Source organism: Providencia sp., assembly GCF_040396775.1.
Lineage (GTDB): Bacteria > Pseudomonadota > Gammaproteobacteria > Enterobacterales > Enterobacteriaceae > Providencia.
Window position 1 is genome coordinate 52,005 of the sequence record NZ_JBEBNT010000002.1, and the last position, 22,301, is coordinate 74,305.

Consider the following 22,301-nt stretch of genomic DNA (forward strand, 5'->3'; position numbering starts at 1 on the left):
CCGTTTGCTCGATGTTTAAAGAGTTAAAGAAGAAATTATTTATACTGCATCACTGTTTGATCACCGAGGGAATAAAAACATGGAAAAAAAATCAATTAACCCTGCAACTGTCTTTAATTCTTTGCAGTATGGCTTTAGCCAAGCAATAGAAACAACGGGAACTCGCCAATTATTTTTATCAGGCCAAGTGGGTGTAAATGCTAATCAAGAAACGGTGGCGGGGGGAATTTACGAACAAACCGTTCAGTCACTGGTAAATATCGAACATGTACTGCATGAGGCGGGGGGCGATTTATCCAACGTGGTTGTTTTGCGTATTTACATCAAGGATGGTGCGAATAGCCACGAAGAGCAATTAGACATCGCTAAGGCATTAAAAGAAAAATTTGGTGATGCACCGCCTGCTTCTTCATGGATTATTGTTACGGGGCTTTCATTACCTGAGTGGTTAATCGAAATTGAAGCGCATGCTGTTTTAAATTAACCTCAATAAAATAGAAAATGCCGATAATCAAATCGGCTTTTATCTCTCAAAGTTTATTAGTGCTTAACGAGTGTTGAGAAGTAATAAACTAACGGAACTGCAAGTATCCACAAACTAATTGGAATTTCTTTCCACTGGCCTGCAACTGCTTTAATTAAAATATAAAATAACAGCCCACCTGCAATACCTGTTCCGAAACTATTGGCGATTAACGTAATCATCACCATCATTAATACAGGCAATCCGTCAGTAAAATTCGCTAAATCAACTTTACGCAATCCACTGAACATATTTAAACCAATTAAAATCAATGCAGGTGCCGTCGCTTGTGCTGGGATCATTAAAGCAATTGGGGTAAATAGCAGCATCAATAAAAACATAATAGCCGCCGCCAGAGCGGTCATCCCCGTTTTACCGCCAGCTTCGGCGGCAGCGGATGACTCAATCAATGCTGTCGCAGCGGGAATTCCCACCCATGGGCCTAATGCCGCTGCAATGGAATCTACAATAAACGGGCGGTTAATATTGGGCATATTACCTTCTTCATCTAATAACCCCGCTTCTCCACCGACGGCCAATGTGGTACCCATCGTGGAAAAGAATTCGGCAGCAAAAAAGACAAATAAGAAAGGTAAAAAGGCAATATTTAAGGCGCCAATTAAGTCTACTTGGCCTAATACTGGGGCAACTGAGTGTGGCACGCCAATAAAGCTTTCAGGTAATTTTGTGACGCCAAAAGGGATCCCTAAAAGGGTGGCAAATAAGATAGCCCACAAAATACCACCAGGAATTTTACGCGCTTGTAAGGCGATGGCGACAAAAAAGCCTGTCAGTGCGACGAGGGCGCCAGGAGATAAAAAATCCCCTAACATCAGCGCATTTGTTTTTGGGTTAGCAAGGACTAACCCTGCATTTCGAAAGCCTAATATCGCGACAAACAAGCCGATTGATGCGGTAAGCCCAAGCTTTATGGATTGCGGTACAGAGCGAGTAACAACTTCGCGTAAGCCAAACTTAGTGAGCAGGAAAAATAAAATACCCGACCAACAAGCGATACCTAAACCGATTTGCCAATCAATGCCTTCACTACCTGCAAGGGTGATACCCACTAAGACCGAACCACCAATTCCCGGGCCGACAATAAAAGGTAGATTGGCATAAAAAGCCATTAATAAGCTTGCGATAACGAAGACAATAATCGTGCCTGTAGTTGCAGCACCTTTATCCATTCCGCCCGCAGCAAGTAAGCCGGGGATGACGACTAGAAGGTAAGCGGCAGCCAAGAACCCTGTGATCCCCGCTAAACATTCAGTTTTGACTGAACTGCCGCGTTCACGCAAGGCAAAGCGTTTTTCAAGCCAATTCCCTGATACTGGCTTATTCATTGAATTGTCAGCCATGAGTTGGCTCTCCTTTTATTATTTTAATTAAGTTATGCATGTTCATTACGGTGGATAACAGCATCAACAATTTGGCGTGTTGTGCCATCGGTGAGCCCTAAATCGGTTAAGTGAGGCCCTGCATTGCACGCAAGGCAAGTGCCTTCAATCGCTTTAAATACGCGGTAAGGTGGTTCCCAATCCGCAATTTCACTGCTTAAATCACGGAGTTGGCGAAACTGTGCTGCAAGCTCAGGGGCAGGGAGGTCAGAGAGCATTCCCGCAATTGGCATCGCAACGTGGGCTAAGACTTTGCCATTTTGCACTAATGCCATTCCGCCACCGCTTTCAATTAATAAGTTGCATGCGATGGCCATATCTTGTGGATCACGACCTAATACAACAAGGTTGTGGGAATCATGGGAGTAACTTGTTGCTATGGCACCACGCAGTTCCCCCCAACCCGCTAGCAGCGCAATTTGAGGTTTTGCTTCATGACGTGCATGGCGGTGTTGGACACGAATAAAGCTAAAATTATCAGGAAGCTGGACAACACCAGCATTAACTTCTACGTCAATTTCCCCCCATTGAGTAAAACGGGCGCCTTGAATATGACGTAAACGCGCTATACCGTTATTGATACCATCAATTCTAAGTTGGCAATCATCAACAGTGATCGGGGAAAGGCACATCGTTTCACGAGGCGGCAAAACGTCACTTGGTGAACTGATAGCGGTGAGTAACTCACCCTTTTCAGCAATTTTTTGGCCAGCGACATACACAGAGTGGGCTTTTAATGATTGTAATGAATCAAAAGTCACCAAGTTGGCTTTTCGACCCGCAGCAATTAAGCCTAAGTCATTGCGCTGTAAACGGATTGCGCCATTCAGCGTTGCAAAGCGCAGTGCGTCAGTCGCAGGCATGCCGTGTTCAATCAATAAGTTAAGCAGCGCAATAATACCGCCTTTTTCCAGTAGCATATCAGGCGGAACATCATCGGTGCACACCGTAATCTGTGAAGATAAATGGGGTAGTGATTTTAATGCAGTGACAATGTCGGGTAACAGGTAAGGGTGTGAACCGCGAATTTCGAGGGTTAGCCCCGCGCGTAATTTTTCGAGGGCATCTTCTGCTGAGGTGAGTTCATGATCGGATGTGACACCCGCTGCAAGGTACGCTTGTAAGTCAGCTCCTTTTAGCCCGCGGGCATGTCCTTCAATCAATTTTCCTGAGCGTAATCCAGCGTCTAAAATCTCTTCCATGCGGTCACTGCCATGAAGTACGCCAAACATATCCATGACTTCAGCGACTCCGTGGACTTCTGGCCAGCTGAGCATTGTTGACATCTCTTCGCCTTCGAAATCAGCACCTGACATTTCTAATCCAGGTGTGGAAGGCACCGAAGATGGTGCGGCGACCATCACGTCCAGCGGTAAATTTCGACTGGCATCAATGGCATAACGTACTCCTTCAAGGCCTAATACATTCGCAAGCTCATGAGGGTCCCAAAAGACGGTTGTTGTGCCTTGTGTTAAGACAATTTCGGCGTAGCGTACCGGTGGTAAATGGGAGCTTTCTAAATGTACGTGTGTATCAATGAATCCTGGAGAGATAAAATAGCCAGATAAATCATGGGTCTCTTTTGCATCTGCACGTGTCCCCGTTGGGTGAACGCTTGCAATAAGGTTACCAGTGATCCCAATATCCGCAGGGCGAATTTCACCCGTGACCATATCAATGATATTGGCATTGGTCAGTAAAAGGTCAAAAGGAATATCCCCTTTTGCAGACTGAACGACGTGACGTCGGCTTTGCTCTTTTTTGCACATAAGACACCATCCCTACAAGTTATGACAGTTACTTTATGAGCAACGCAAACGTTTGCCAAGATGATAAAATTTATCAGGTCATAAGAACAGGTTATAATGCGATGAATACTTCAGGAATATTTAATCAATTTAATAATAGGCCGCTATGACCGAACCTTGGCAACGCTTACCCGCGCTCACGCTTAAGCAACTTCAGTATTTTGTCACTTTGGCAAAATTACGTCATTTCACGGAAACGGCAAGCCGTTTAGCGGTCAGTCAGCCTGCGTTAAGTAGCGCGATACGGCAAATCGAGTCTATTTTAGGTGGAAAGCTGATTAACCGAACGGCCTCATCTGTCACCTTAACAGAATTAGGGGCAGCTATTTTACCCCATGCCCAACAGATATTGAGTGTTTCACATCGTGCATTTAGTGAAATTCAAAAAATTATCGAAGAGGGGGGCGATGGTACATTGCGAATTGGTCTTGTTCCTTCGGTGAGCTCATTACTGTTTCCTGCGGTGCCAGAATTATTAAGCCAACACTTTCCAAGGCTAAAGATTGAATTTTATGATCAAACCAATGATTCGCTAGTCAATAAGTTGGTTAACCATGAAATTGACTTTGGGGTCGGTGTTATTGATAGCTTTGTGCCTCAAGACTTACGCATTTTCCCTCTGCAAGATGACCCATTTGTGGCGGTTATTCATTGTGATGATGTATTGGCCAATAATGAGTTTCATTTACCTTGGAAATTACTTAATAGCCGTGATATCGCTGTTTTTTCAAAAGGAAATATTCAGCGGTTGGTGACGGCAACCATTGAAAGCCATCGACTGAAACTGAACCCACGTTATCAAGTGGATTATATTGAAACACTGTACGGTTTAGTGCGGTCAAAGTTAGCAATTGCGATTTTACCCCAACTCTATACTGCCCATTTATGCGATCCTGAACTAAAAGTACTGCAACTTCAACAGCCTGAGCTTGCTCGAACTGTTGCGTTAATTCGTAATAATGCAGCAGCGACGCCGATGATAGAGTCTATCTTCAAGATACTGTTAACGGCGCTTAAGGACAAAAAAGGGTAACAAGGCCGTCATGCATTTTCTGATAAAATAGAAAGCTGGATATTGTGGAAAATATTTTACAGATTGGCGTATATCACTATGAATAGTTGAGGGATTAACTTTTTCTATCGAGTGTAACCATGTTGATTATTATAAAAATATGCCTAAGTACTTAACATAAGATTAAAGCATTTATCGTAAAGTAATTTTTATTCATTTAGATTTAAATTATATAAATGAATAAAATAAAAACGCATTCTAGTGAATATTTAACAGTATAAAATATAACTAATTTATTTTAAGTATATTACTATAATGCTCAGTCTGTTGAGAATACTTAATGAAAACACTACTGAAATTCAGCTGCTTAATGGCCTCGTTGTTATTACTTTCAGCTTGTGATGACTTTGATACCATTGGAAGTAAAGGCAAATTTTATTATAGCAACCCAAGCACCAGTAATATTTGGTTTAAGGTTGATGGGAAACGCTATGAAACTTTACCTAATGGAAATGGCGTCGTTATTCTCTCCAGTGGCCTTCATCATTTAGAAAATGATAAAGGCGAGATGACCGAGTTTATGATTTTTGAAAATAATTCAGGGGGGATCCTAAACCCGAATCATTTTGTTTACTATACCTTATCTGAAGTTTATGCCGTGGATGGAAAATCAGACCGGTTTAAACCTGCAAGTTACCCGATTACCATTAATGGGCATGAGTTAGATTTGCCGATTCGCAGCGCTAATGCGGTAATCATTGATACCAATTTATTTAGGTGCAGCTATCCAATAGGGGAAGCTTTCCCTGATTCAATTGCACTTTATGATGATAATTCAGATGGTAATATAAAATCTAAATGTTTTGACCAGATTGAATTAGTTAAGTATATGGCAAATGAATATGATCAAAATTTAATGCCAGCTACGCTAGATGATGAGAAAATTAACTCCATCAATATGGTCTTTAATTATGACATTCCAAAAGCCGCATTTAATGATAAAAATGTACAGTTAAAAGCACAGCAGCTTGTTGTGCTTACTGAGCAACTGAGAAATACAGATGATGTTGATATTCATAAAAAGCTAAATAAAGAATTTCATCAGGCAACGATTGAGTTAGTTCATAAGCACGCTGAAAGTGCCGTTAATAATACCGTTGAGGAAAATGTAAGATATAACGATTTTATTCAGGAAGTTAATACGCTAAGGGGAAATGGTGTATGGATAAAATCGGCTAATTAAATTTATGTTCCACGGCTCTTTTCGACGGACTTAAATTTTCGTATTTAAGGCCGTGAAATTTGTTTGTTTTTAATTCAGAATATGCTTATTCAGTAAGCAGAGTAATCTTATGTGAAATAATGTCATAAAACGAGACATTGGTGATGGCAATACTTATATTAATCTCACCAAGGAACTCGGCGATGAACTTATCTAAACAATCAATTTTCACCGTCATATCAGCAGCATTTTTATTGTTGTTCTCTTCTATTTCAAGCAGCAAAACTGTGATTGAAACAAAACAGGATCCTGAAGTATTAGATTTGGTTTTTATTCTAGATAAAAGTGGTTCGATGTCTGGTTTCGAGTCAGACACCATCGGTGGGTACAATAGTGTCCTTGCTGAAAATAAAGATAAAAAATCAAAAACCTATATCACGACAATTCTGTTTAATGACAAGACAAGTCTATTGCATAATCGTGAACCGATTAGCAAAGTGGCTAACTTAACACTGAATGATTACCCTGTCGGTGGATATACCGCATTACTGGATGCAATTGGTGAAGGCATCGAGAAAATGCGTGAAAACAGAAAAATCACCAAAAATAATAATGTTCTTTTTGTCATTATTACTGATGGCCAAGAAAATAGTAGCCGCAAATATTCATCATCCAAAATTAAAGCCATGATTAAATCGGCAGAAACAGAAGATAAATGGGACTTTATTTTCTTAGGTGCCAATATTGATGCCGTTTCAGAAGCGGAAAATATTGGTATTAAAAGTTCGAATGCAACGGGATATGTACAAGACGGCGAAGGGTACGATAAAGCGTATCGTGCTGTAAATAAAGCAGTCGAAGCGAAGCAACAAGCTGCACCAATATCAGAGGATTGGAAACAGGAAGTTGAAGCTGATGTGAAGGAACGCAAAAAATAATAAGGTAACCAAGCCTAGAGGGAGCAGGTTAAGGATGGATTATCAGGGATGAGTAAGCCGAAGGCGATAGGCGAAATAAGATTGAATCAGTAAATGAAAATGAAGTTATAGACTAAAATGCCCTTAAGAATAATTAATGTCTCGAGGGCATTTTTATTGGCTAATTAGTTAGTTTGCTTGTTTTAATGCATCAAACATTATTTTTGCAATACTATCTTGTGGTGATTGCATGCCCGGTAAGACAAAATAATATCCTCCACCAAAAGGTTTGATATAACGCTCAAGAGGTTCACCATTTAACCGTTTTTGGGTATCGATAAAACCAGTTTTTAAATTACTTTGGTAAGAAACAAAAATTAACCCCATATCCAGAGCACCAACGTCTGTTAATCCTAAAGAATAACTGTAACTTCGACGCCTTAATTTAGCAGTATGACGCTCAGGATTACGAGGCTCGGCACGGCGCATGTGGGAATCAAATAACACGCGATCGCCATGAGGGTCTTTATCAAATGCGGGGTCGTCAAGCTCCTGCTTCATGCCCATTGGTGCCCCAGTAACTTTATGGCGCCCAAAGTCATTTTCTTGGTCTTCTAAAGGCGTTCTATCCCAAAATTCAAGGTTAAAACGTATCAAGCGTACGGCCTGATAAGTGCCACCATCACACCATGCAGGTTCTTTAGCGCCAGATACCCAGATTAGCTCATTCATTAGCGCGGCATTATCGGCTGAGGCATTCCCTGTACCATCTTTGAAACCAAATAGATTAATGGGGGTACTGCGGTTATCGATGTCACGAGCAGGTAAGAAACCATCAATTTTCCATAGCGGAAAACTGTAAGGTGAAATATGGCGCAAAATGTCTCTTAATGCATAGATGACACTTTCTTGGCTGTTTGCGCAAATTTGCAGCATGATGTCGCCACCACACCATTTTGCCTCTAACCGATCATTTGGAAAGCTGGTCATTTCCACGAGCTGTTTTGGCTTGATTTTGCCCAATCCAAAACGTGAATCAAACAAGCTATTCCCAAGCGCTACGGTAATGGTGAGTGAATCTGGTTGTAGGTGAGTACCAAGAATACCAGACTCAGCTGGCGGCATTTTATCATTTGCCGTTGATGGAGTTTGCTGGGGCTGAGTGAGGTAGGCGATCCGCTGTGATAACAGTGAAAAAATAGTTTGCAGCTCATCAAGCTTGGTCGTGGTGATATTAAAAGCAATAAAAGAGGCATTTTTTTGCTCGGGTGTTAATACCCCTGCTTGGTGCTGACCAAGGTAATTTATCGCTTTATCATAATTTAACTGACAGTTGGCGATTTGTTCTTTCGCTTTTAACGCAGGGGCAGCGAAAATGGCACTGCCAATTGCGAGTGCTTTTAACGCAGAACGGCGAGATAACCCGTTGGCGGGGTGTTGGCTTCTAAGTTTAGCTTGCATAAATTTATGCCTTAATATTTATAGTAAACATCAACATCGAGCTGAGCTCTTAATGTTGCTAAGATTTCAGCTTGTTGAGTTAATAAGGAATAGAGCGCCATTTTGTCTTTTTGTTGTAATTGGCTATAAGGCTGATATAGGCCATTTGAAACTTGATAGGCCTGCACAATCTTATTCATTTTTTGGTCATTTTCTTTTATTTGGTCTAAGGTTTTAGGCTCAATAAAAGGGCTAATGATTTCAATGATTTCTTGAGAGCCTTTGAGGTTCGCTGCAATATCGGTTAAATCCGACAAACTGTAGATATTTTCTTTGCCGTCTAACTTTGTTTCAATGATCATTTCCACAAAATCAGCAGAGGCTTGAACCAATTTAGGAATTTCAATGGTTTCGGTCATAACTCGCTTTTGTAAGTCACGTCCTTTCAATAATAACTCTTCGGCAGGGGCAAGCGCTTGCTGGACAGATTTTTGGTCAAATAATTGATATTCAACGAGATGGAAGCCCGTGAAACGGTAATCTTTTTCTTTATCAAGGAAATAGTCAGCGCGTGGATTAATGGTTCTATCGGTATTACCGAATAGCACAATAATCGGGCGGATTGTCTCATAATGCTGGTGGGCCGCAATATAGGCGGTTTGCGCTTTGGCTAAATCACCTTTCTTCAGGGATTGTTGTAACAGGTCTAACTCTGTAACCATTTCAGCCAATTTCGCATTAGCAAAATTCAGATAAGTTTGGATACTCGTTTGGTATTTTTCAGGGGTAGGGATATCACCCTTGGCGATAATAATATCATCCCCTGTTTGCACAGGAGAACGTAGTGCCTTACCTTGAACCGTAGTAGGCAAGGTAATGGCAAGTATTAAACTAAAAAAAATCCATCTTGTATTATGCCTTAGCGAGCTGTGCATGTTTTTTGCTCCGTGCAAATAATGGAATAACGATTAACCAATAAAGAGTGAACGTGATCACACTCAACCAAATAGGCTGAGACCGATAAGCGAAGAAAGATGAAATAAAGTTCCCTGCAATACTTGAGTCATCAAGTAAGGCAGTGGTATCCCATGCAGGATAAATTAAAAATTCAGGAATTGAATAATCATATTCAATTAATAAGTTAGCGCTTTCTTCCACGCCTTTGAGTAGCAAGGAGAGGGCTAAAAATAATAGGATGACGCCAGTCACTCGGAAGAAAATTGCCCATGAAATAAGGCGGTTGGTAAGAAGGAAGATATATAACGTTAAGCCTGCAATGGCAATTCCGCCCCCCACTTCGACAAAAAATGCTGAGGCATTTGCTGATGTTAGCGACATGATAAAGCTGGAGAGGAACACCACGATTTCGCTTCCTTCGCGAGCGATGGCAATGGCAATGATCAGTGCGGCTCCCCACCAATTATGATGTGCAGCATTACGGTTAATACCCGACTCTATTTCTGATTTCATCGAGCTGCCGTGTTTATTCATCCAATACACCATTTGGACAATTAAAATACAGGCGAGTAATTCCATGAAGATCATGAATAATGATTGGCCTGTATCATCAAGAACATTAAACACGCCATAAATAAGTAAGGCGAGTAAGATAGAGGTGATAACACCAAGGGCAACACCACCCCACAGGAATTTCATGCCATTACGGGCATCTGGGTGGCGTTTTATCCACGCATAGATAATCCCGATAACCAGTAGAGCCTCAAAGCTTTCTCGCCAGACAACAAACAGAACTTGTCCCATATTTAACTCTTCTATTTAGCTACAATTTCGCCTTTAGGGCTCGAAAGATGGAAATCATCAAAGAAGGTATAGGTCCCCGGTTTGAGTGGTGCAATGACAACAACAGAGCTTGCTCCCGGCGCTAACACTTTTTCTTTACGTAATTGAATGCTCTCAAACTCTGCGGGTTCTGTTCCTGTATTGGTAATTTTAATTCTAATGATTGTTTTAGCGGGGACTTCAAGTACGCGTGGAATTAAATCACCATTTTTCATTTCTAATTCAACGGTGTATTTTTCTGCCGCAAAAACAGATTGAGGTAATAAAGAGCAGGCAATAACCAGTAAAATGCTCAGTAGTGTTTTCATTTTGGCTTAGGTATTCCATTATTAGCGCAAACAGAAAAAGGGCTTATAGAGGATGAGTGTTCCTATAAAGCCCTTAGCTCACTTTAGATAAAACTAGTAGCTTCCTTTACGGCCTACGCCTGCGTAGTCAAAATCCCAAGAAACTTCAAACGGTTGAAACCAAGGTGCTACACCCGTTTCTTTATCAATATGGCGACCAAAGGCCACATCTTTGTTGTGTGAAGGTGGGTAAATTTTATAGGTCACTCGATATTTACCATTGCCATCTAGCTTGATATTTTCACCATAGTGAGGGCCATCACTGGCAACCATTGGCATGAACGTACCAGTTTGAGTTTGCGGTTTATCACCCAGTTTCGTTACGGAGTATTCGATAGTGAGGTAAGGGATCCAATCACCTTCAGCAAAGCCATTTGGATTATCTTCTACCGCGTGGATGTCAGCTTCTAAGTGGACGTCGGCTTTGTCTGCCGCTAAGTGGGCCATTTTGTGATGCCCTTCTTCAGTATCCATTGTAATGGGTTGTAAATAGACACCTTGGATTTCCATTCCGTTTTTAATGACTGGATGACCAAGCGGATATTCTTGGGCAAATGCAGAAATTGAAAACAACGCGAGACCCGAAACAGCAGCTTTGTAGGCGAGTTTCATTATTACGTCCTTACCATTATTTAAGTTAGAGTCGTAATGATAATCATTACTATTGTATGATTACAAGTGGGTATTTCCGATAAATGGTTCTTTAAATGTACGAAATGGTTGTTTTTTGATAAAAATCTAGATGTTAGATAAAGTTATTATTTTTTAAAAAATAACTTTGCACAGAATGTGCACTGTGAAGCGGTTTATTATTTATGACATGATATATTCCATTAAAGAAAATTATTTTACTGAGACACCTGTTGATAAATAAAGGTACTGCAAATGCAAAAACGTTATCTTGATTGTTCAGCCTCAGAGATTGCAAATTTAAGCAAAAAGAGTCTGTTGGAAGCCATAAAAGCCAGCGAAGGGCGATTACTTGTTTCTGAAACCATCGGTACTATCCAGCCTGTGTTAATGACGATAACGAATGCAGAACTTGCAGCAAGCCAAGGTGCGGATATTTTACTGCTAAATGTTTTCGATGTTAATCAACCAATTATGCAAGGTTTGCCTGCAGGTATTGCGCCTGAAGAGATTATCCGCACATTGAAACATTTAACGGGGCGAGCTATAGGCGTTAATTTAGAGCCCGTACCCGCAGGGTTTAATAACCCAACGCAAGATGCGCAGTGGAAAATGTCTGAAGGGCGTTTAGCGACTGTCAAAAATGCGATGAAATTAAAAGAAATGGGTGTCGATATTATTGTTCTGACGGGGAATCCAGGCAATGGTGTAACCAACCAAGAAATTAATCAAAGTTTGAAAGAATTAAAAGCAGTTGTAGGTAATGATGTCATTTTAATGACAGGAAAAATGCATGCTGCAGGTGTGTTAAATGCCTCGGCGGAGCAGCTTATCACTGAGGATGATATTCGAGCATTTATTGCCAGTGGCGCAGATATTATTTTGTTACCAGCGCCAGGAACAGTTCCTGGAATTTCGTTGGAGTTTGTCCAAAAAATGGTGAGTTATTGCCACTCCCAAGGGGTGATGACAATGACGGCAATTGGCACTTCACAAGAAGGTGCGGATGTACAGACTATCCGCCAAATTGCCCTGATGTGCAAAATGGCAGGGACGGATTTGCATCATATTGGTGACTCTGGGTATAACGGAATTGCTTTACCTGAAAATATTTTGAATTATGGCATCGTTATCCGCGGTGTACGCCATACTTACGCACGAATTGCACGTTCAATTAACCGCTAAATCCTTTTTATTTCCGAGCAATTGAAAGCCTGTTTTTTTGCTCGGAAAATCATTTTTATCGACAAAAATTTATACAATTCCCCCAATTCTTCAGGTAAAATTTCGCCCATTTTTTAAAACAATAAAAGAAGTGAGTTATGTCGCAAAATACTAATCCGGTGCCAAAAATTGGCTTCGTTTCACTCGGCTGCCCGAAAAACTTGGTGGACTCAGAACGTATCTTGACTGAGCTACGTACTGATGGTTATCAAGTTGTTCCAAGCTACGATGATGCTGATTTGGTCATTGTAAACACCTGTGGTTTTATCGATAGCGCGGTACAAGAATCGTTAGAAGCGATTGGCGAAGCGTTAAACGAAAACGGTAAAGTCATTGTGACAGGATGTCTTGGTGCAAAAGAAAATCAAATTCGGGAAGTTCATCCGAAAGTTTTGGAAATTACGGGGCCACACAGTTATGAGCAAGTGTTAAGTCATGTTCATCATTATGTTCCAAAACCTGAACATGACCCATTCTTTAGTTTAGTGCCTGAACAAGGCGTTAAGTTAACACCAAAACATTACGCTTATTTAAAAATATCAGAGGGTTGTAACCACCGTTGTACCTTCTGCATTATCCCTTCGATGCGGGGTGATTTGGATAGTCGCCCAATCGGCGATGTGTTAAATGAAGCGAAACGTTTAGTGGCTTCTGGCGTGAAGGAACTCTTGGTTATTTCACAAGATACCTCTGCTTATGGTGTAGACGTTAAGCATCGCACAGGTTTTTGGGATGGTCAGCCAGTAAAAACAAGCATGGTTGGTTTATGTGAGCAACTCGCTTCTATGGGGGTTTGGGTGCGTTTACATTATGTCTACCCTTATCCGCATGTGGATGATGTTATTCCACTTATGGCAGAAGGTAAGGTTTTACCTTATTTAGATATTCCTTTGCAGCACGCAAGTCCAAAAATTTTAAAACTGATGAAGCGTCCTGGGGCAGTAGAAAGAACCTTGGAGCGTATTAAGCGTTGGCGTGAAATTTGCCCTGAGTTAACACTGCGTTCTACCTTTATTGTGGGCTTTCCAGGGGAAACAGAAGAAGACTTCCAAATGCTGCTCGATTTTTTAACTGAGGCGAAATTGGACCGTGTAGGCTGCTTTAAATACAGTCCAGTGGAAGGTGCAAAAGCTAATGAGCTTGCAGATCAAGTTCCAGAAGACGTCAAAGAAGAGCGTTATCATCGCTTTATGCAATTACAGCAACAAATTTCAACACAGCGGCTGCAAGATAAGATTGGTCGTGAAATTCGAGTGATTATTGATGAGGTTGATGATGAAGGCGCTGTTGGCCGTAGTATGGCTGATGCACCTGAAATTGATGGAATGGTGTATTTAAACGGTGAATTTGATGTAAAAGCAGGGGATATCGTTAAAGTGCTTGTTGAGCACGCAGATGAGTATGACCTGTGGGGCACAATCATTACTGAATAATAAATAGAGATTGTTTGTATCTTTTAAAGCCTACTTATTGTCTAATAAGTAGGCTTTTTTGGTTTCATTTTGAAATCATTCCTTGTTTTTGTGCCAAAAATTGACGTAGATCAATCACAAAAAATCTATCAAATAATAACTTGATCTAGAATATAAAAATTAAATGGCAAGTTGACATAATCAGATAACTCTTATCGAAGAATAAGGATAACTATGTCGGCTCATTTATTATTTACAACTACACCAACAAAAGAAAATACAGTTTATTTCGATGACAATACGCTTCTACTGTCGTTAGTTCGTGATACCGTTTTATCAGGATTATCTACACTTCATGAACTTAACGCCGATGTTGCTTTACTGAGTTCTCAGGGGGAAACATTATGGTTAAGTGAAAAGTCACAAGATGATTTTGAAATAGCTGACCTACTATTGGGAGAAATGAGCCAAAACGCTCAGGAGCGGCTTTTTGCTAGCCCCATTGAATTACATGGTAAATTTTATTATTTAGCGCCAATATATTCACAATTTGGCGAATTGCAGTTAATTTTAGCTTTATCAACCGCTCAGATAAATAGCAACATTTTGCTTGCACTTCTTCAATCCTTGGGAAGAGAGGCAAGTGAAAAACTGAAATGCCAATCTTATCGGCAACCCGCTTCACTCAGACCGTTTCAGGCTCCTAACATTGCAGAGTTGAATATTCAGTCTGTTGAAAAAGCACTCATTATTGAGGTGGCAAAAACATGTCGAGGTAAAATTCAACAGATGCATCAGATTTTGAACATGGGAAGAACAACGCTGTGGCGAAAACTGAAGCAATATGACATTAATATCAAAGAATATAAGTAGTGAAACTCAGTATTTTTTGGCGAGATAAATGTAAAAAAAACGCTTCAGTCTATTTTTAGGTGTTGATACACCATTTAAAATAGTTGAAGCGTAAAAGGCTGACCAATATTTACTGCAAATAACTGCCACAAGTGGCTATATTGAGATAAAGAGCAATGAAAAAGAGAGTGCATTATCTTCCAATATTGTTTGTTAGTATGTTAATGGCAGCCTTATTTTTTTAGTTTAAGAAAACAGGTGTAAAAATAAGGCATGGAAAGAAAGATTTTGTAGAGGGGGATATAAACAATATTACTCTATTTAGTACCGTCAATAAGCAGTGTAATTATTACAACTGTAACCATTAATTAACTTAAGTTCGGTTTATGTGATGATAGTGTAATTGAAGCTATTTTTATTTATGAAAATAAGACGGTATTGTGGAATTGATAGCACATTAATCTATATTTATCTAAATTCTTACATGTTAATATTTTTATGAGAAATGAGTATCTGACGGTTTGAAATTAAACCATCAGATATAATGACTACTAAGTTGTGAAAACATATAATATATATTACATATTTTTTGAATAGGTATTAATATATTCGTATTCTTGAATAAGTTGAGGGAGTGACTTTATACCTAATTTTGTATAGATGTTCGAGCGATGTACTTCAACCGTTCTTGGAGATAACGAAAGTTTCTCAGCAGTTTCTTTGCTGGTATTACCGTCTAAGATCATATCCATTATTTCTCTCTCTCTGACCGATAAGCGCTCAAATTTGTCAGATAGATAGGTATATTTCTTGTGGCTTTCATGCAAGTCTAGGAATTGTTCCGTGGCACTACTGATCGCATTAAGAATTTCAATTTCTTTGAATGGAAAAGGGAAGAAGTCATAAGCACCAGACTTAAAGCTTTCTCTACAAAGGCTCACTGAGGGCTCTTCAGCAAGGACAATAAAAGGGACAATACCAAAAGTGTTATTTATATTGGTTAATCGACTAATACGATTTTCGTTATTGTTTAAAAATAATAAAATACATTCCTTTACATTACTTTCTAAAGGGTAAGTATAATTACTAATAAATATATCTTCATTATTATAAAACCTAAAGACAAAACCAAATGATTCCATCATTAATTTCAGTTTATTCTTAAAGACATTATCACTATCTATGATTACGTGAATGGTGTTATTCATCACCATACTCCTGTTGAACTGATTTGATATTCATATTAATTTGATAAAATAAGTAGATAAATATCGCTGAAAATAAATTTAGCAATAATATTCTCTACACAACGTTGTTCTTTTTATTAATGTATTACTGACCTTAATTTATATTAAAAGTATCATCTAGTTAAATTTAATATAAAAATAGAAACAATGGTTAAAGTTTGTGTCAATGCGTAAGAATCGATTAATCCAATGTAACAATTTAGGTGCTTTTACTTGTTTGGCGAGTTTTTCAGGCTCGCAAATCAGATGGAAATTTTTATAAACTGACTTAATAATATCTTAAATAGCCAGTCAGAAAAAGCCTAGAGAGTATATTTTATGCAATTTTATTAAGTGATAGTACCTGTGTGTGGTTTTGGGAAGTTAAGGTACTTTTTGTGCGTGACATGGTAGAATTTATTATAAACCATTTTAACTGAGTGAATATACTTAATGGCTTCTTTAAAAGATGTTGCTCGACTTGCTAATGTATCTTTAATGACAGTATCTAGGGCAATTAATAGCCCTGAATTGTTAAAACCAGATACGTTGAAACAAGTTCAACAGGCAATTAATACACTCAACTACATCCCTGATTTTTCAGCGCGAAAAATTAGAGGAAAAAACTCTAAGGTTTCGACAGTAGGTGTCTTAGCTTTAGATACAGCAACAACACCTTTTTCGGTTGAAATTATTTTGTCAATAGAGCAAACCGCTAGGCAATATGGTTGGAATAGTTTTGTCGTAAATATTACTTCAAAGGAAGATAACGATAGGGCAGTTAGGCAGTTATTGTCTCAACGCCCTGATGGTATTATTTTTACAACTATGGGGCTAAGGGAGGTTGCTATTCCTGAGTCTTTGCATCAAAGCCTGCTAGTGCTAGCAAATTGTGTTGGTACAAATAAATCGTTTCCCGCTTATATTCCTGATGATTTTAATGGCCAATACAAAGCCGTGGAGCGTTTAATCGAGAAAGGTTATCGAAAGCCATTATGTTTATATATTCCACAAGAGACGTTAGCGGGAAAAACTCGCCGTAAAGCCGTGGAAGCAGCTTGGAAAAATGCCAATTTACCGCCAGAAAATTTGATGCAATATCACCTTGAGCTTGGTGATGAGCATTATATGGATGTTATTACGTTAATTGGTTCTCATTTTCAAAATAAAAAACCTGATTTTGACGTTATTATTTGCGGAAATGACCGTGTTGCATTTTTAGCATACCAAGTTTTATTGAGCCGCGGCCTGCATATTCCAAATGATGTCGCCATTCTTGGTTATGATAATATGATTGGAGTGGGTAATTTATTTTACCCGCCATTGAGCACAGTGGTACTGCCGCACTATCAATTAGGGCAACAGGCTGCGCTTCACATAATAGAAGGTCGTCAACAACAAGATATTCAATATGTGGCTTGTGACCTTCTTGAACGGCGCTCATTTTAGCAATATTGAAACTTTTTCAGCGAATACGGTTTATTCAATTGCCTTATTCAGAGGCCAATAAGTGGCTTCTTTCAAGTGCGCTGACTGGTTTATCGTAAACAGTTGCAGCTTTCTCTGTTGTTGTTCTGGGTAGATGCGGCAACTAAAATTTATTTCACCCTCATTGATAAAAATTTCGAGGCAAGATTGATCAATGAAGGCATGAATTTTGAGTTGTTCGGCTTGTGGTAAAGGGGCATGACGACTGTCACTGATAATATATTCAGGATAGTGCCGCATTAATGTTAATTGTTGGCTTTGGTTATCAATGTAGAATTGCAGTCCATTTCCAATCCAAAAACCAAATTTTTCAGCATAAGAGCTTTGTGTTAAGTCCCAAATTAATTCAATTTCACAACAACTCGCATGTTCATTTAGTAAAAGTGAGGTGTTTTTTTGCAGGTGAATTTCTGAAAAATGAACAGCTGGCTGTCGTAATTCCTTTAATTCACGAATGGGCTTTGCAATGATTTTCCCTTGTTTTGATAGGGTAAGTTCCCTTGGTAATGTAAAGCAGCCTGACCAGCCATGTTTATTTGAAGGCATATGACTTTCCCACATATCCATCCAAGCGATAGCAATGCGGCGCCCGTCTTTTGCTAAAAAAGTTTGAGGTGCATAAAAATCTTGCCCAAAATCTAACTCAGTAAAGGGCTGGGTGATCTCATAAGTCGAATTGGGAGACCAACGACCAATAAGGTAGCCATTTTGATAGAGGTTTCGGTATCGGAAATCCTTTGCTTTTTTTCCTTGAGGTGAAAATAAAGCAATAAATTGGTCATCAAGTAAAAAGAAATCAGGGCATTCCCACATGTAGACATTTCTGTCATCTGTCTTAGCGAGCACTTGAAAATTAGGATCCCAATTGTGTAAATCCACCGAGCTAAATAGCAGAATTTGCCCTTGATTTAATGTATCTCTTGCACCAACAACCATCCACCATTTGCCATCTTGTTGCCATACTTTTGGATCGCGAAAGTGCATATATCCTTTAGGTGCAGGGAGAACAATCCCTTTTTTCACAAAGTGAATACCATCATCACTTACCGCTAAGCACTGAGATTGTTCGATTTGGCTATCGTCGCCTTCTTCTGCTAACCAAATATGACCTGTGTAAAATAAATACAGTTTTCCTTCGTGACTGACGGCAGACCCCGAAAAGCAGCCATCTCGGTCATATTCCTCACTTGGCGCAAGTGCTATCGATTGGTGTTGCCAGTGCACCATATCAGTGCTTGTTGCATGACCCCAGTGCATTGGCCCCCATACTGAACTGTAGGGGTGATGTTGGTAAAAAGCGTGGTATAGGCCTTGATGATAAATTAGGCCGTTAGGATCATTCATCCACCCTGACTGAGGTGCTAAATGGTAGTGTGGATAAAACTGAGTATTTAATTTTTTTATATTATTTTCAATAACTTGGTTTGCTTTTTTGATCTGTTTTTCCATAATGGATCCCTAACCTTTTGGCCAACAAATGTGAAATGGATAAATGGAGCGAGATAATGCGTGCGTTTTTTAATCGTTCGCTTTATACTCCATGTTAACGTTAACATGATGGGTTTACTAGCTTAAATTCCTTTATTGAGAATAAAAAGGTGAAAATATGAAAATTTGGGCATTGGGCGATGCTGTTATTGATTTGATTCCATTAGAAAATATGCAGTACCAAGCTTGTGCAGGGGGCGCTCCTGTTAATGTTGCTGTTGGTGTTGCTAGACTTGGCCATCCTAGTGGGTTTATTGGTCGGGTCGGAGAAGATACATTTGGTCATTTTATGCAAAAAACCTTATTTGACCTAGGTGTCGATACTCAATCCATGGAGTTTGATGAAGAATATCGAACAAGTACCGTATTAGTTTCATTACACGAAAATGGTGAACGTGAGTTTACTTTTTTAGTCTCACCTTCAGCAGATCAATTTTTAAGTTCAAAAAATTTACCTCAGTTTGGTCAGGATATTTTGCATTTTTGCTCATTGGCGCTTGTCCATCCAATATGTCGTGCATCATTAACGGAAGGGTTAATTCAAATCAAGCAGGCAGGGGGGCGATTAAGTTTTGATGTAAATATTCGTCCACAAATGTGGGATGATCATGAAGAAATGCATCAAGTTGTGGATACCTTCGCCAAACAGGCTGACATTTTAAAGCTTTCTGATGATGAGTTACTTTGGTTAACGGGGGAAAGTTTATTTGATAAAGCCATTGAGAAATTACGTGATTACCCTGCACAACTTAAGGTTGTGACGCAAGGCTCTCAAGGATGCAGGGTATTGACGAATGAGCATTATTTGATTGTGAGTGCTTATTTAGTCGATAGCATTGATACTACAGGAGCCGGTGATGCGTTTATGGCTGGTTTGTTGGCGGCAATTAGCCAGTATGGTATTACCAACACAAAAGATAATTTGATGAAAATTATCTCCCAGGCAACAGCGTGTGGGGCTTTAGCCACGACTAAAAAAGGGGCTATTACGGCAGCGCCAACGTCTGAAGAGATTAGCGAGTTTATGCAACAGCAGCCGCCATTACATCAAAAGCAGATTTTTTAGTGTGAAGAATTAATATGTAAATAAAATGTGATTTATTTCGCTACTTTTTATTTGCATATAATCTGGAACAGATAGCTTTAGAATGAGTGCTAGTATCATTTTATTTTCTCTGTATTGGCGTATGATGTGGGGCAAATTTTACTTTATTAGACTTTATTATAGGTTACATTATGTTGCTGCGTTCAGGTGTGGCTCTGGCTATTTTTTCCTATATTTTATGGGGAATAACCCCCTTATTTTATCGACTACTTCCTGAAGCTGAACCGCTAGAACTCCTTGCAGAGCGCCTTATCTGGTCTATTCCATTACTGTTTTTAATTCGTTTGGTGATTAAAAATAAAACAATATGGAAACAAGTGTTGGCTGATAAAAAGTCTATAATTCTTTGTCTTTTTAGTTCATCCGTGATGGCTATTTCTTGGACCACATTTACTTATGCACTCACACATGGGCAAGTGTTAGCCGCAAGTTTAGGTTATTTTATCAATCCATTATTCTCTATTTTACTGGGCGTTGTTTTTTTGCGTGAAAGGTTGGTTTTTGCAGAAAAAATGGCCGTAATTTTTATTTTAGCTGGGGTAGGTTATCAAATCTGGCAGTATGGTGAATTACCTATTTTAGCATTAGTGATGGGGAGCGCATTTGCCGTATATGGATTGATCCGTAAATTTATTCGATTTGATGTTATTACTTCACTGTTTTTAGAAGCATTGTGGTTATTGCCCATCGCAATGGGGATTACTTGGTGGTTGTTATCAAAGGGGTTAAGCGCAGTGGAGACGGGGGATTGGCAGCTTAGAACTTTGTATATGTTAGCCGCTCCTGTGACGATTATTCCTTTACTGTTTTTTACTGCGGCTATCAAGCGTACATCACTCACTGTTATTGGTTTGGCTCAATATATCGAGCCGACTATTCAGTTTTTACTCGCCGTGTTCTTATTCAATGAACTGTTTGATTGGGTTAAAGGAATTAGTTTTTCATTAATCTGGATTGGCTTGCTATTTTGTATTTTGGCGTTGCTGCATAAGCAATATGCCAAATTTTCTCGAAAAGAGCCTTTTATTACTGGGCGAGATGAAACTCCACAAAATTAGAAATTATTTTGTTTGATTTCAAGTCATTACGTTTTTCATCATTACCTTGCTATTTCGTTTATAGTAAAGGCAAACGTTTGCGTATATAATCTTCCATATTATTTTCGCATAGAAGGTCATCAATCATGGAACAGTTAGGTACGGCGCTTTGTGCATCAGCAACGAAAGTTATGTTACTGGGCGCGGGGGAGTTAGGTAAGGAAGTTGCCATTGAATGCCAACGCTTAGGCATTGAAGTGATAGCGGTAGACCGCTATGAAAATGCACCTGCTATGCACATCGCCCACCGTAGCCACGTTATCAATATGCTTGATGGTGAGGTTCTAAAACAGCTAGTTGCAACAGAAAATCCTGATTTTATTGTGCCTGAAATTGAAGCCATTGCGACAAAAATGTTAGTTGAACTTGAGGAGCAGGGACAAAAAGTGGTCCCTTCTGCAAAAGCTGTTTTTTTAACAATGGATAGAGAAGGAATTCGTCGCCTTGCTGCAGAAACATTGGGTTTACCAACATCCGAATATTATTTCGTAGAAAATAAACTCGATTTTATTGAAGCTGCCGAAAAAATTGGTTTTCCATGCATTGTAAAGCCCGTCATGAGTTCATCGGGAAAAGGGCAGAGTATCATTCGTTCAAATGCGGATTTAGAAAAAGCGTGGAATTATTCCCAAGAGGGCGGTCGCACAGGGCAAGGCCGAGTCATTGTTGAGAAAATGGTCAACTTTGATTTTGAAATTACACTATTAACGGTTAGCGCAGTTGATGGGATCCATTTTTGTGCCCCTGTAGGACATCGTCAAGAAAAAGGTGACTATCGTGAATCTTGGCAGCCCCAAGTGATGAACTCAAAAGCGCTGAAAAAGGCGCAAGATATTGCTGCGAAAATCGTTTCTGAGTTAGGGGGGTACGGCTTGTTTGGCGTTGAATTATTTGTGTGTGGTGATGACGTTATTTTTAATGAAGTTTCTCCTCGCCCCCATGATACAGGAATGGTAACGCTCATTTCGCAAAATATTTCTGAATTTGCCTTACATGTCCGTGCATTTTTAGGTTTTCCAATTGGCTTAATTCGCCAATATGGTCCAAGTGCCTCAGCGGTTATCTTACCTGAACTTCATAGTCAAAATGTGGTGTTTTCTAACGTTAAAGACGCGTTAGATTCTGATATTCAATTACGTTTATTTGGAAAACCTGAAATTGCAGGAACTCGTCGACTAGGCGTTGCTCTCGCGATTGCAGATTCCATTGAAACAGCGCTGGATATGGCAAAAAAAGCCGCGGCGGCAGTGAGGGTGTCGGGTTAGTTTTTCAGTATGCAAAAAGGGAATAGTTTCCTATTCCCTTTTTGG

At 39.6% G+C, this 22,301-nt stretch carries 20 protein-coding genes; 11 read left to right on the forward strand and 9 right to left on the reverse strand.

The annotated features are described in order from the left end of the window. Nucleotides 1-79 precede the first annotated feature (79 nt). The gene (locus tag ABWP91_RS02815; RefSeq protein ID WP_353241930.1) at nucleotides 80-484 is read left to right on the forward strand and encodes a RidA family protein; all 405 of its coding nucleotides are present in this window, start codon (nucleotides 80-82) and stop codon (nucleotides 482-484) included. A 56-nt stretch (nucleotides 485-540) separates the two neighbouring features. On the opposite strand, the gene ABWP91_RS02820 is transcribed toward ABWP91_RS02815, so the two are convergent. Beyond that, the gene (locus ABWP91_RS02820; protein ID WP_353241931.1) at nucleotides 541-1,884 is read right to left on the reverse strand and encodes an NCS2 family permease; all 1,344 of its coding nucleotides are present in this window, start codon (nucleotides 1,882-1,884) and stop codon (nucleotides 541-543) included. Between the two features lie 32 nt (nucleotides 1,885-1,916). Further along, complete coding sequence (locus ABWP91_RS02825; RefSeq protein WP_353241932.1) at nucleotides 1,917-3,692, reverse strand: adenine deaminase; 1,776 nt, start codon at nucleotides 3,690-3,692, stop codon at nucleotides 1,917-1,919. 145 nt (nucleotides 3,693-3,837) lie between these two features. Here ABWP91_RS02825 and ABWP91_RS02830 point away from each other — a divergent pair, with 145 nt between their 5' ends. The 3 genes from ABWP91_RS02830 (at nucleotide 3,838) to ABWP91_RS02840 (ending at nucleotide 6,903) form a co-directional block, all read left to right on the forward strand. Then, the gene (locus ABWP91_RS02830) at nucleotides 3,838-4,764 is read left to right on the forward strand and encodes a LysR family transcriptional regulator (RefSeq protein WP_353241933.1); all 927 of its coding nucleotides are present in this window, start codon (nucleotides 3,838-3,840) and stop codon (nucleotides 4,762-4,764) included. 319 nt (nucleotides 4,765-5,083) lie between these two features. After that, nucleotides 5,084-5,986, forward strand: a complete 903-nt coding sequence (locus ABWP91_RS02835) for a hypothetical protein (protein WP_353241934.1) — start codon at nucleotides 5,084-5,086, stop codon at nucleotides 5,984-5,986. A gap of 182 nt (nucleotides 5,987-6,168) precedes the next feature. Then, a complete protein-coding gene (locus ABWP91_RS02840; RefSeq protein ID WP_353241935.1) occupies nucleotides 6,169-6,903 on the forward strand; it encodes a vWA domain-containing protein in 735 nt (244 codons plus the stop codon). Nucleotides 6,904-7,071: 168 nt separating this feature from the next. On the opposite strand, the gene efeB is transcribed toward ABWP91_RS02840, so the two are convergent. From efeB to ABWP91_RS02865, 5 genes are all read right to left on the reverse strand, one after another. After that, on the reverse strand, nucleotides 7,072-8,343 hold the full coding sequence (gene efeB, locus ABWP91_RS02845; protein WP_353241936.1) for an iron uptake transporter deferrochelatase/peroxidase subunit: 1,272 nt from the start codon (nucleotides 8,341-8,343) through the stop codon (nucleotides 7,072-7,074). Between the two features lie 11 nt (nucleotides 8,344-8,354). Next, on the reverse strand, nucleotides 8,355-9,257 hold the full coding sequence (locus tag ABWP91_RS02850; RefSeq protein WP_353241937.1) for an EfeM/EfeO family lipoprotein: 903 nt from the start codon (nucleotides 9,255-9,257) through the stop codon (nucleotides 8,355-8,357). Beyond that, nucleotides 9,235-10,083, reverse strand: a complete 849-nt coding sequence (locus tag ABWP91_RS02855; protein WP_353241938.1) for an FTR1 family iron permease — start codon at nucleotides 10,081-10,083, stop codon at nucleotides 9,235-9,237. Before ABWP91_RS02855 ends, ABWP91_RS02850 begins: the two co-directional genes overlap by 23 nt. A gap of 11 nt (nucleotides 10,084-10,094) precedes the next feature. Next, nucleotides 10,095-10,430, reverse strand: coding sequence for a cupredoxin domain-containing protein (locus tag ABWP91_RS02860; protein ID WP_353241939.1), 336 nt, complete (start codon nucleotides 10,428-10,430; stop codon nucleotides 10,095-10,097). Nucleotides 10,431-10,523: 93 nt separating this feature from the next. Continuing rightward, nucleotides 10,524-11,081, reverse strand: a complete 558-nt coding sequence (locus ABWP91_RS02865; RefSeq protein ID WP_219246068.1) for an iron transporter — start codon at nucleotides 11,079-11,081, stop codon at nucleotides 10,524-10,526. Between the two features lie 273 nt (nucleotides 11,082-11,354). Between ABWP91_RS02865 and ABWP91_RS02870 the strand changes: the two genes are divergently transcribed. The 3 genes from ABWP91_RS02870 to ABWP91_RS02880 all read left to right on the forward strand — a co-directional run bounded on the left by ABWP91_RS02870 (nucleotide 11,355) and on the right by ABWP91_RS02880 (nucleotide 14,608). Further along, nucleotides 11,355-12,284 carry a DUF7916 family protein gene (locus tag ABWP91_RS02870; protein WP_353241940.1) on the forward strand — a complete coding sequence of 310 codons (930 nt, stop codon included), beginning with the start codon at nucleotides 11,355-11,357 and terminating at the stop codon, nucleotides 12,282-12,284. Nucleotides 12,285-12,421: 137 nt separating this feature from the next. Beyond that, entirely contained in the window at nucleotides 12,422-13,756 is a 1,335-nt protein-coding gene (gene rimO, locus ABWP91_RS02875; RefSeq protein ID WP_353241941.1) for a 30S ribosomal protein S12 methylthiotransferase RimO, read from the forward strand. Nucleotides 13,757-13,969: 213 nt separating this feature from the next. Continuing rightward, nucleotides 13,970-14,608: a helix-turn-helix domain-containing protein gene (locus tag ABWP91_RS02880; RefSeq protein ID WP_353241942.1), complete on the forward strand. Its 639-nt coding sequence runs from the start codon at nucleotides 13,970-13,972 to the stop codon at nucleotides 14,606-14,608. A gap of 557 nt (nucleotides 14,609-15,165) precedes the next feature. Here ABWP91_RS02880 and ABWP91_RS02885 read toward each other — a convergent pair. After that, on the reverse strand, nucleotides 15,166-15,795 hold the full coding sequence (locus ABWP91_RS02885; RefSeq protein ID WP_353241943.1) for a response regulator transcription factor: 630 nt from the start codon (nucleotides 15,793-15,795) through the stop codon (nucleotides 15,166-15,168). Nucleotides 15,796-16,266: 471 nt separating this feature from the next. Here ABWP91_RS02885 and ABWP91_RS02890 point away from each other — a divergent pair, with 471 nt between their 5' ends. Next, nucleotides 16,267-17,262 (forward strand): LacI family DNA-binding transcriptional regulator, encoded by a 996-nt coding sequence (locus ABWP91_RS02890; protein ID WP_353241944.1) that lies wholly within the window; start codon nucleotides 16,267-16,269, stop codon nucleotides 17,260-17,262. A gap of 30 nt (nucleotides 17,263-17,292) precedes the next feature. Here ABWP91_RS02890 and ABWP91_RS02895 read toward each other — a convergent pair whose 3' ends face one another. Further along, a complete protein-coding gene (locus ABWP91_RS02895; protein ID WP_353241945.1) occupies nucleotides 17,293-18,750 on the reverse strand; it encodes a glycoside hydrolase family 32 protein in 1,458 nt (485 codons plus the stop codon). A gap of 157 nt (nucleotides 18,751-18,907) precedes the next feature. Here ABWP91_RS02895 and ABWP91_RS02900 point away from each other — a divergent pair, with 157 nt between their 5' ends. From ABWP91_RS02900 to purT, 3 genes are all read left to right on the forward strand, one after another. Beyond that, a complete protein-coding gene (locus ABWP91_RS02900; protein ID WP_353241946.1) occupies nucleotides 18,908-19,855 on the forward strand; it encodes a PfkB family carbohydrate kinase in 948 nt (315 codons plus the stop codon). 170 nt (nucleotides 19,856-20,025) lie between these two features. Continuing rightward, complete coding sequence (gene rarD, locus ABWP91_RS02905; RefSeq protein WP_353241947.1) at nucleotides 20,026-20,952, forward strand: EamA family transporter RarD; 927 nt, start codon at nucleotides 20,026-20,028, stop codon at nucleotides 20,950-20,952. 125 nt (nucleotides 20,953-21,077) lie between these two features. Further along, entirely contained in the window at nucleotides 21,078-22,256 is a 1,179-nt protein-coding gene (gene purT / locus ABWP91_RS02910; protein WP_353241948.1) for a formate-dependent phosphoribosylglycinamide formyltransferase, read from the forward strand. Nucleotides 22,257-22,301: the final 45 nt, after the last annotated feature.

Bases quoted from the DNA above. Each gene is read 5' to 3' on its own strand.
- ABWP91_RS02830 (WP_353241933.1), top strand. From the start codon at position 3,838: ATGACCGAACCTTGGCAACGCTTACCCGCGCTCACGCTTAAGCAACTT.
- ABWP91_RS02835 (WP_353241934.1), top strand. From the start codon at position 5,084: ATGAAAACACTACTGAAATTCAGCTGCTTAATGGCCTCGTTGTTATTA.
- ABWP91_RS02860 (WP_353241939.1), bottom strand. From the start codon at position 10,430: ATGAAAACACTACTGAGCATTTTACTGGTTATTGCCTGCTCTTTATTA.
- rimO (WP_353241941.1), top strand. From the start codon at position 12,422: ATGTCGCAAAATACTAATCCGGTGCCAAAAATTGGCTTCGTTTCACTC.
- ABWP91_RS02820 (WP_353241931.1), bottom strand. From the start codon at position 1,884: ATGGCTGACAATTCAATGAATAAGCCAGTATCAGGGAATTGGCTTGAA.
- ABWP91_RS02890 (WP_353241944.1), top strand. From the start codon at position 16,267: ATGGCTTCTTTAAAAGATGTTGCTCGACTTGCTAATGTATCTTTAATG.
- ABWP91_RS02815 (WP_353241930.1), top strand. From the start codon at position 80: ATGGAAAAAAAATCAATTAACCCTGCAACTGTCTTTAATTCTTTGCAG.
- ABWP91_RS02900 (WP_353241946.1), top strand. From the start codon at position 18,908: ATGAAAATTTGGGCATTGGGCGATGCTGTTATTGATTTGATTCCATTA.
- ABWP91_RS02840 (WP_353241935.1), top strand. From the start codon at position 6,169: ATGAACTTATCTAAACAATCAATTTTCACCGTCATATCAGCAGCATTT.
- ABWP91_RS02895 (WP_353241945.1), bottom strand. From the start codon at position 18,750: ATGGAAAAACAGATCAAAAAAGCAAACCAAGTTATTGAAAATAATATA.
- ABWP91_RS02850 (WP_353241937.1), bottom strand. From the start codon at position 9,257: ATGCACAGCTCGCTAAGGCATAATACAAGATGGATTTTTTTTAGTTTA.
- ABWP91_RS02865 (WP_219246068.1), bottom strand. From the start codon at position 11,081: ATGAAACTCGCCTACAAAGCTGCTGTTTCGGGTCTCGCGTTGTTTTCA.
- rarD (WP_353241947.1), top strand. From the start codon at position 20,026: ATGTTGCTGCGTTCAGGTGTGGCTCTGGCTATTTTTTCCTATATTTTA.
- ABWP91_RS02870 (WP_353241940.1), top strand. From the start codon at position 11,355: ATGCAAAAACGTTATCTTGATTGTTCAGCCTCAGAGATTGCAAATTTA.
- ABWP91_RS02855 (WP_353241938.1), bottom strand. From the start codon at position 10,083: ATGGGACAAGTTCTGTTTGTTGTCTGGCGAGAAAGCTTTGAGGCTCTA.
- ABWP91_RS02880 (WP_353241942.1), top strand. From the start codon at position 13,970: ATGTCGGCTCATTTATTATTTACAACTACACCAACAAAAGAAAATACA.
- ABWP91_RS02885 (WP_353241943.1), bottom strand. From the start codon at position 15,795: ATGAATAACACCATTCACGTAATCATAGATAGTGATAATGTCTTTAAG.
- purT (WP_353241948.1), top strand. From the start codon at position 21,078: ATGGAACAGTTAGGTACGGCGCTTTGTGCATCAGCAACGAAAGTTATG.
- ABWP91_RS02825 (WP_353241932.1), bottom strand. From the start codon at position 3,692: ATGTGCAAAAAAGAGCAAAGCCGACGTCACGTCGTTCAGTCTGCAAAA.
- efeB (WP_353241936.1), bottom strand. From the start codon at position 8,343: ATGCAAGCTAAACTTAGAAGCCAACACCCCGCCAACGGGTTATCTCGC.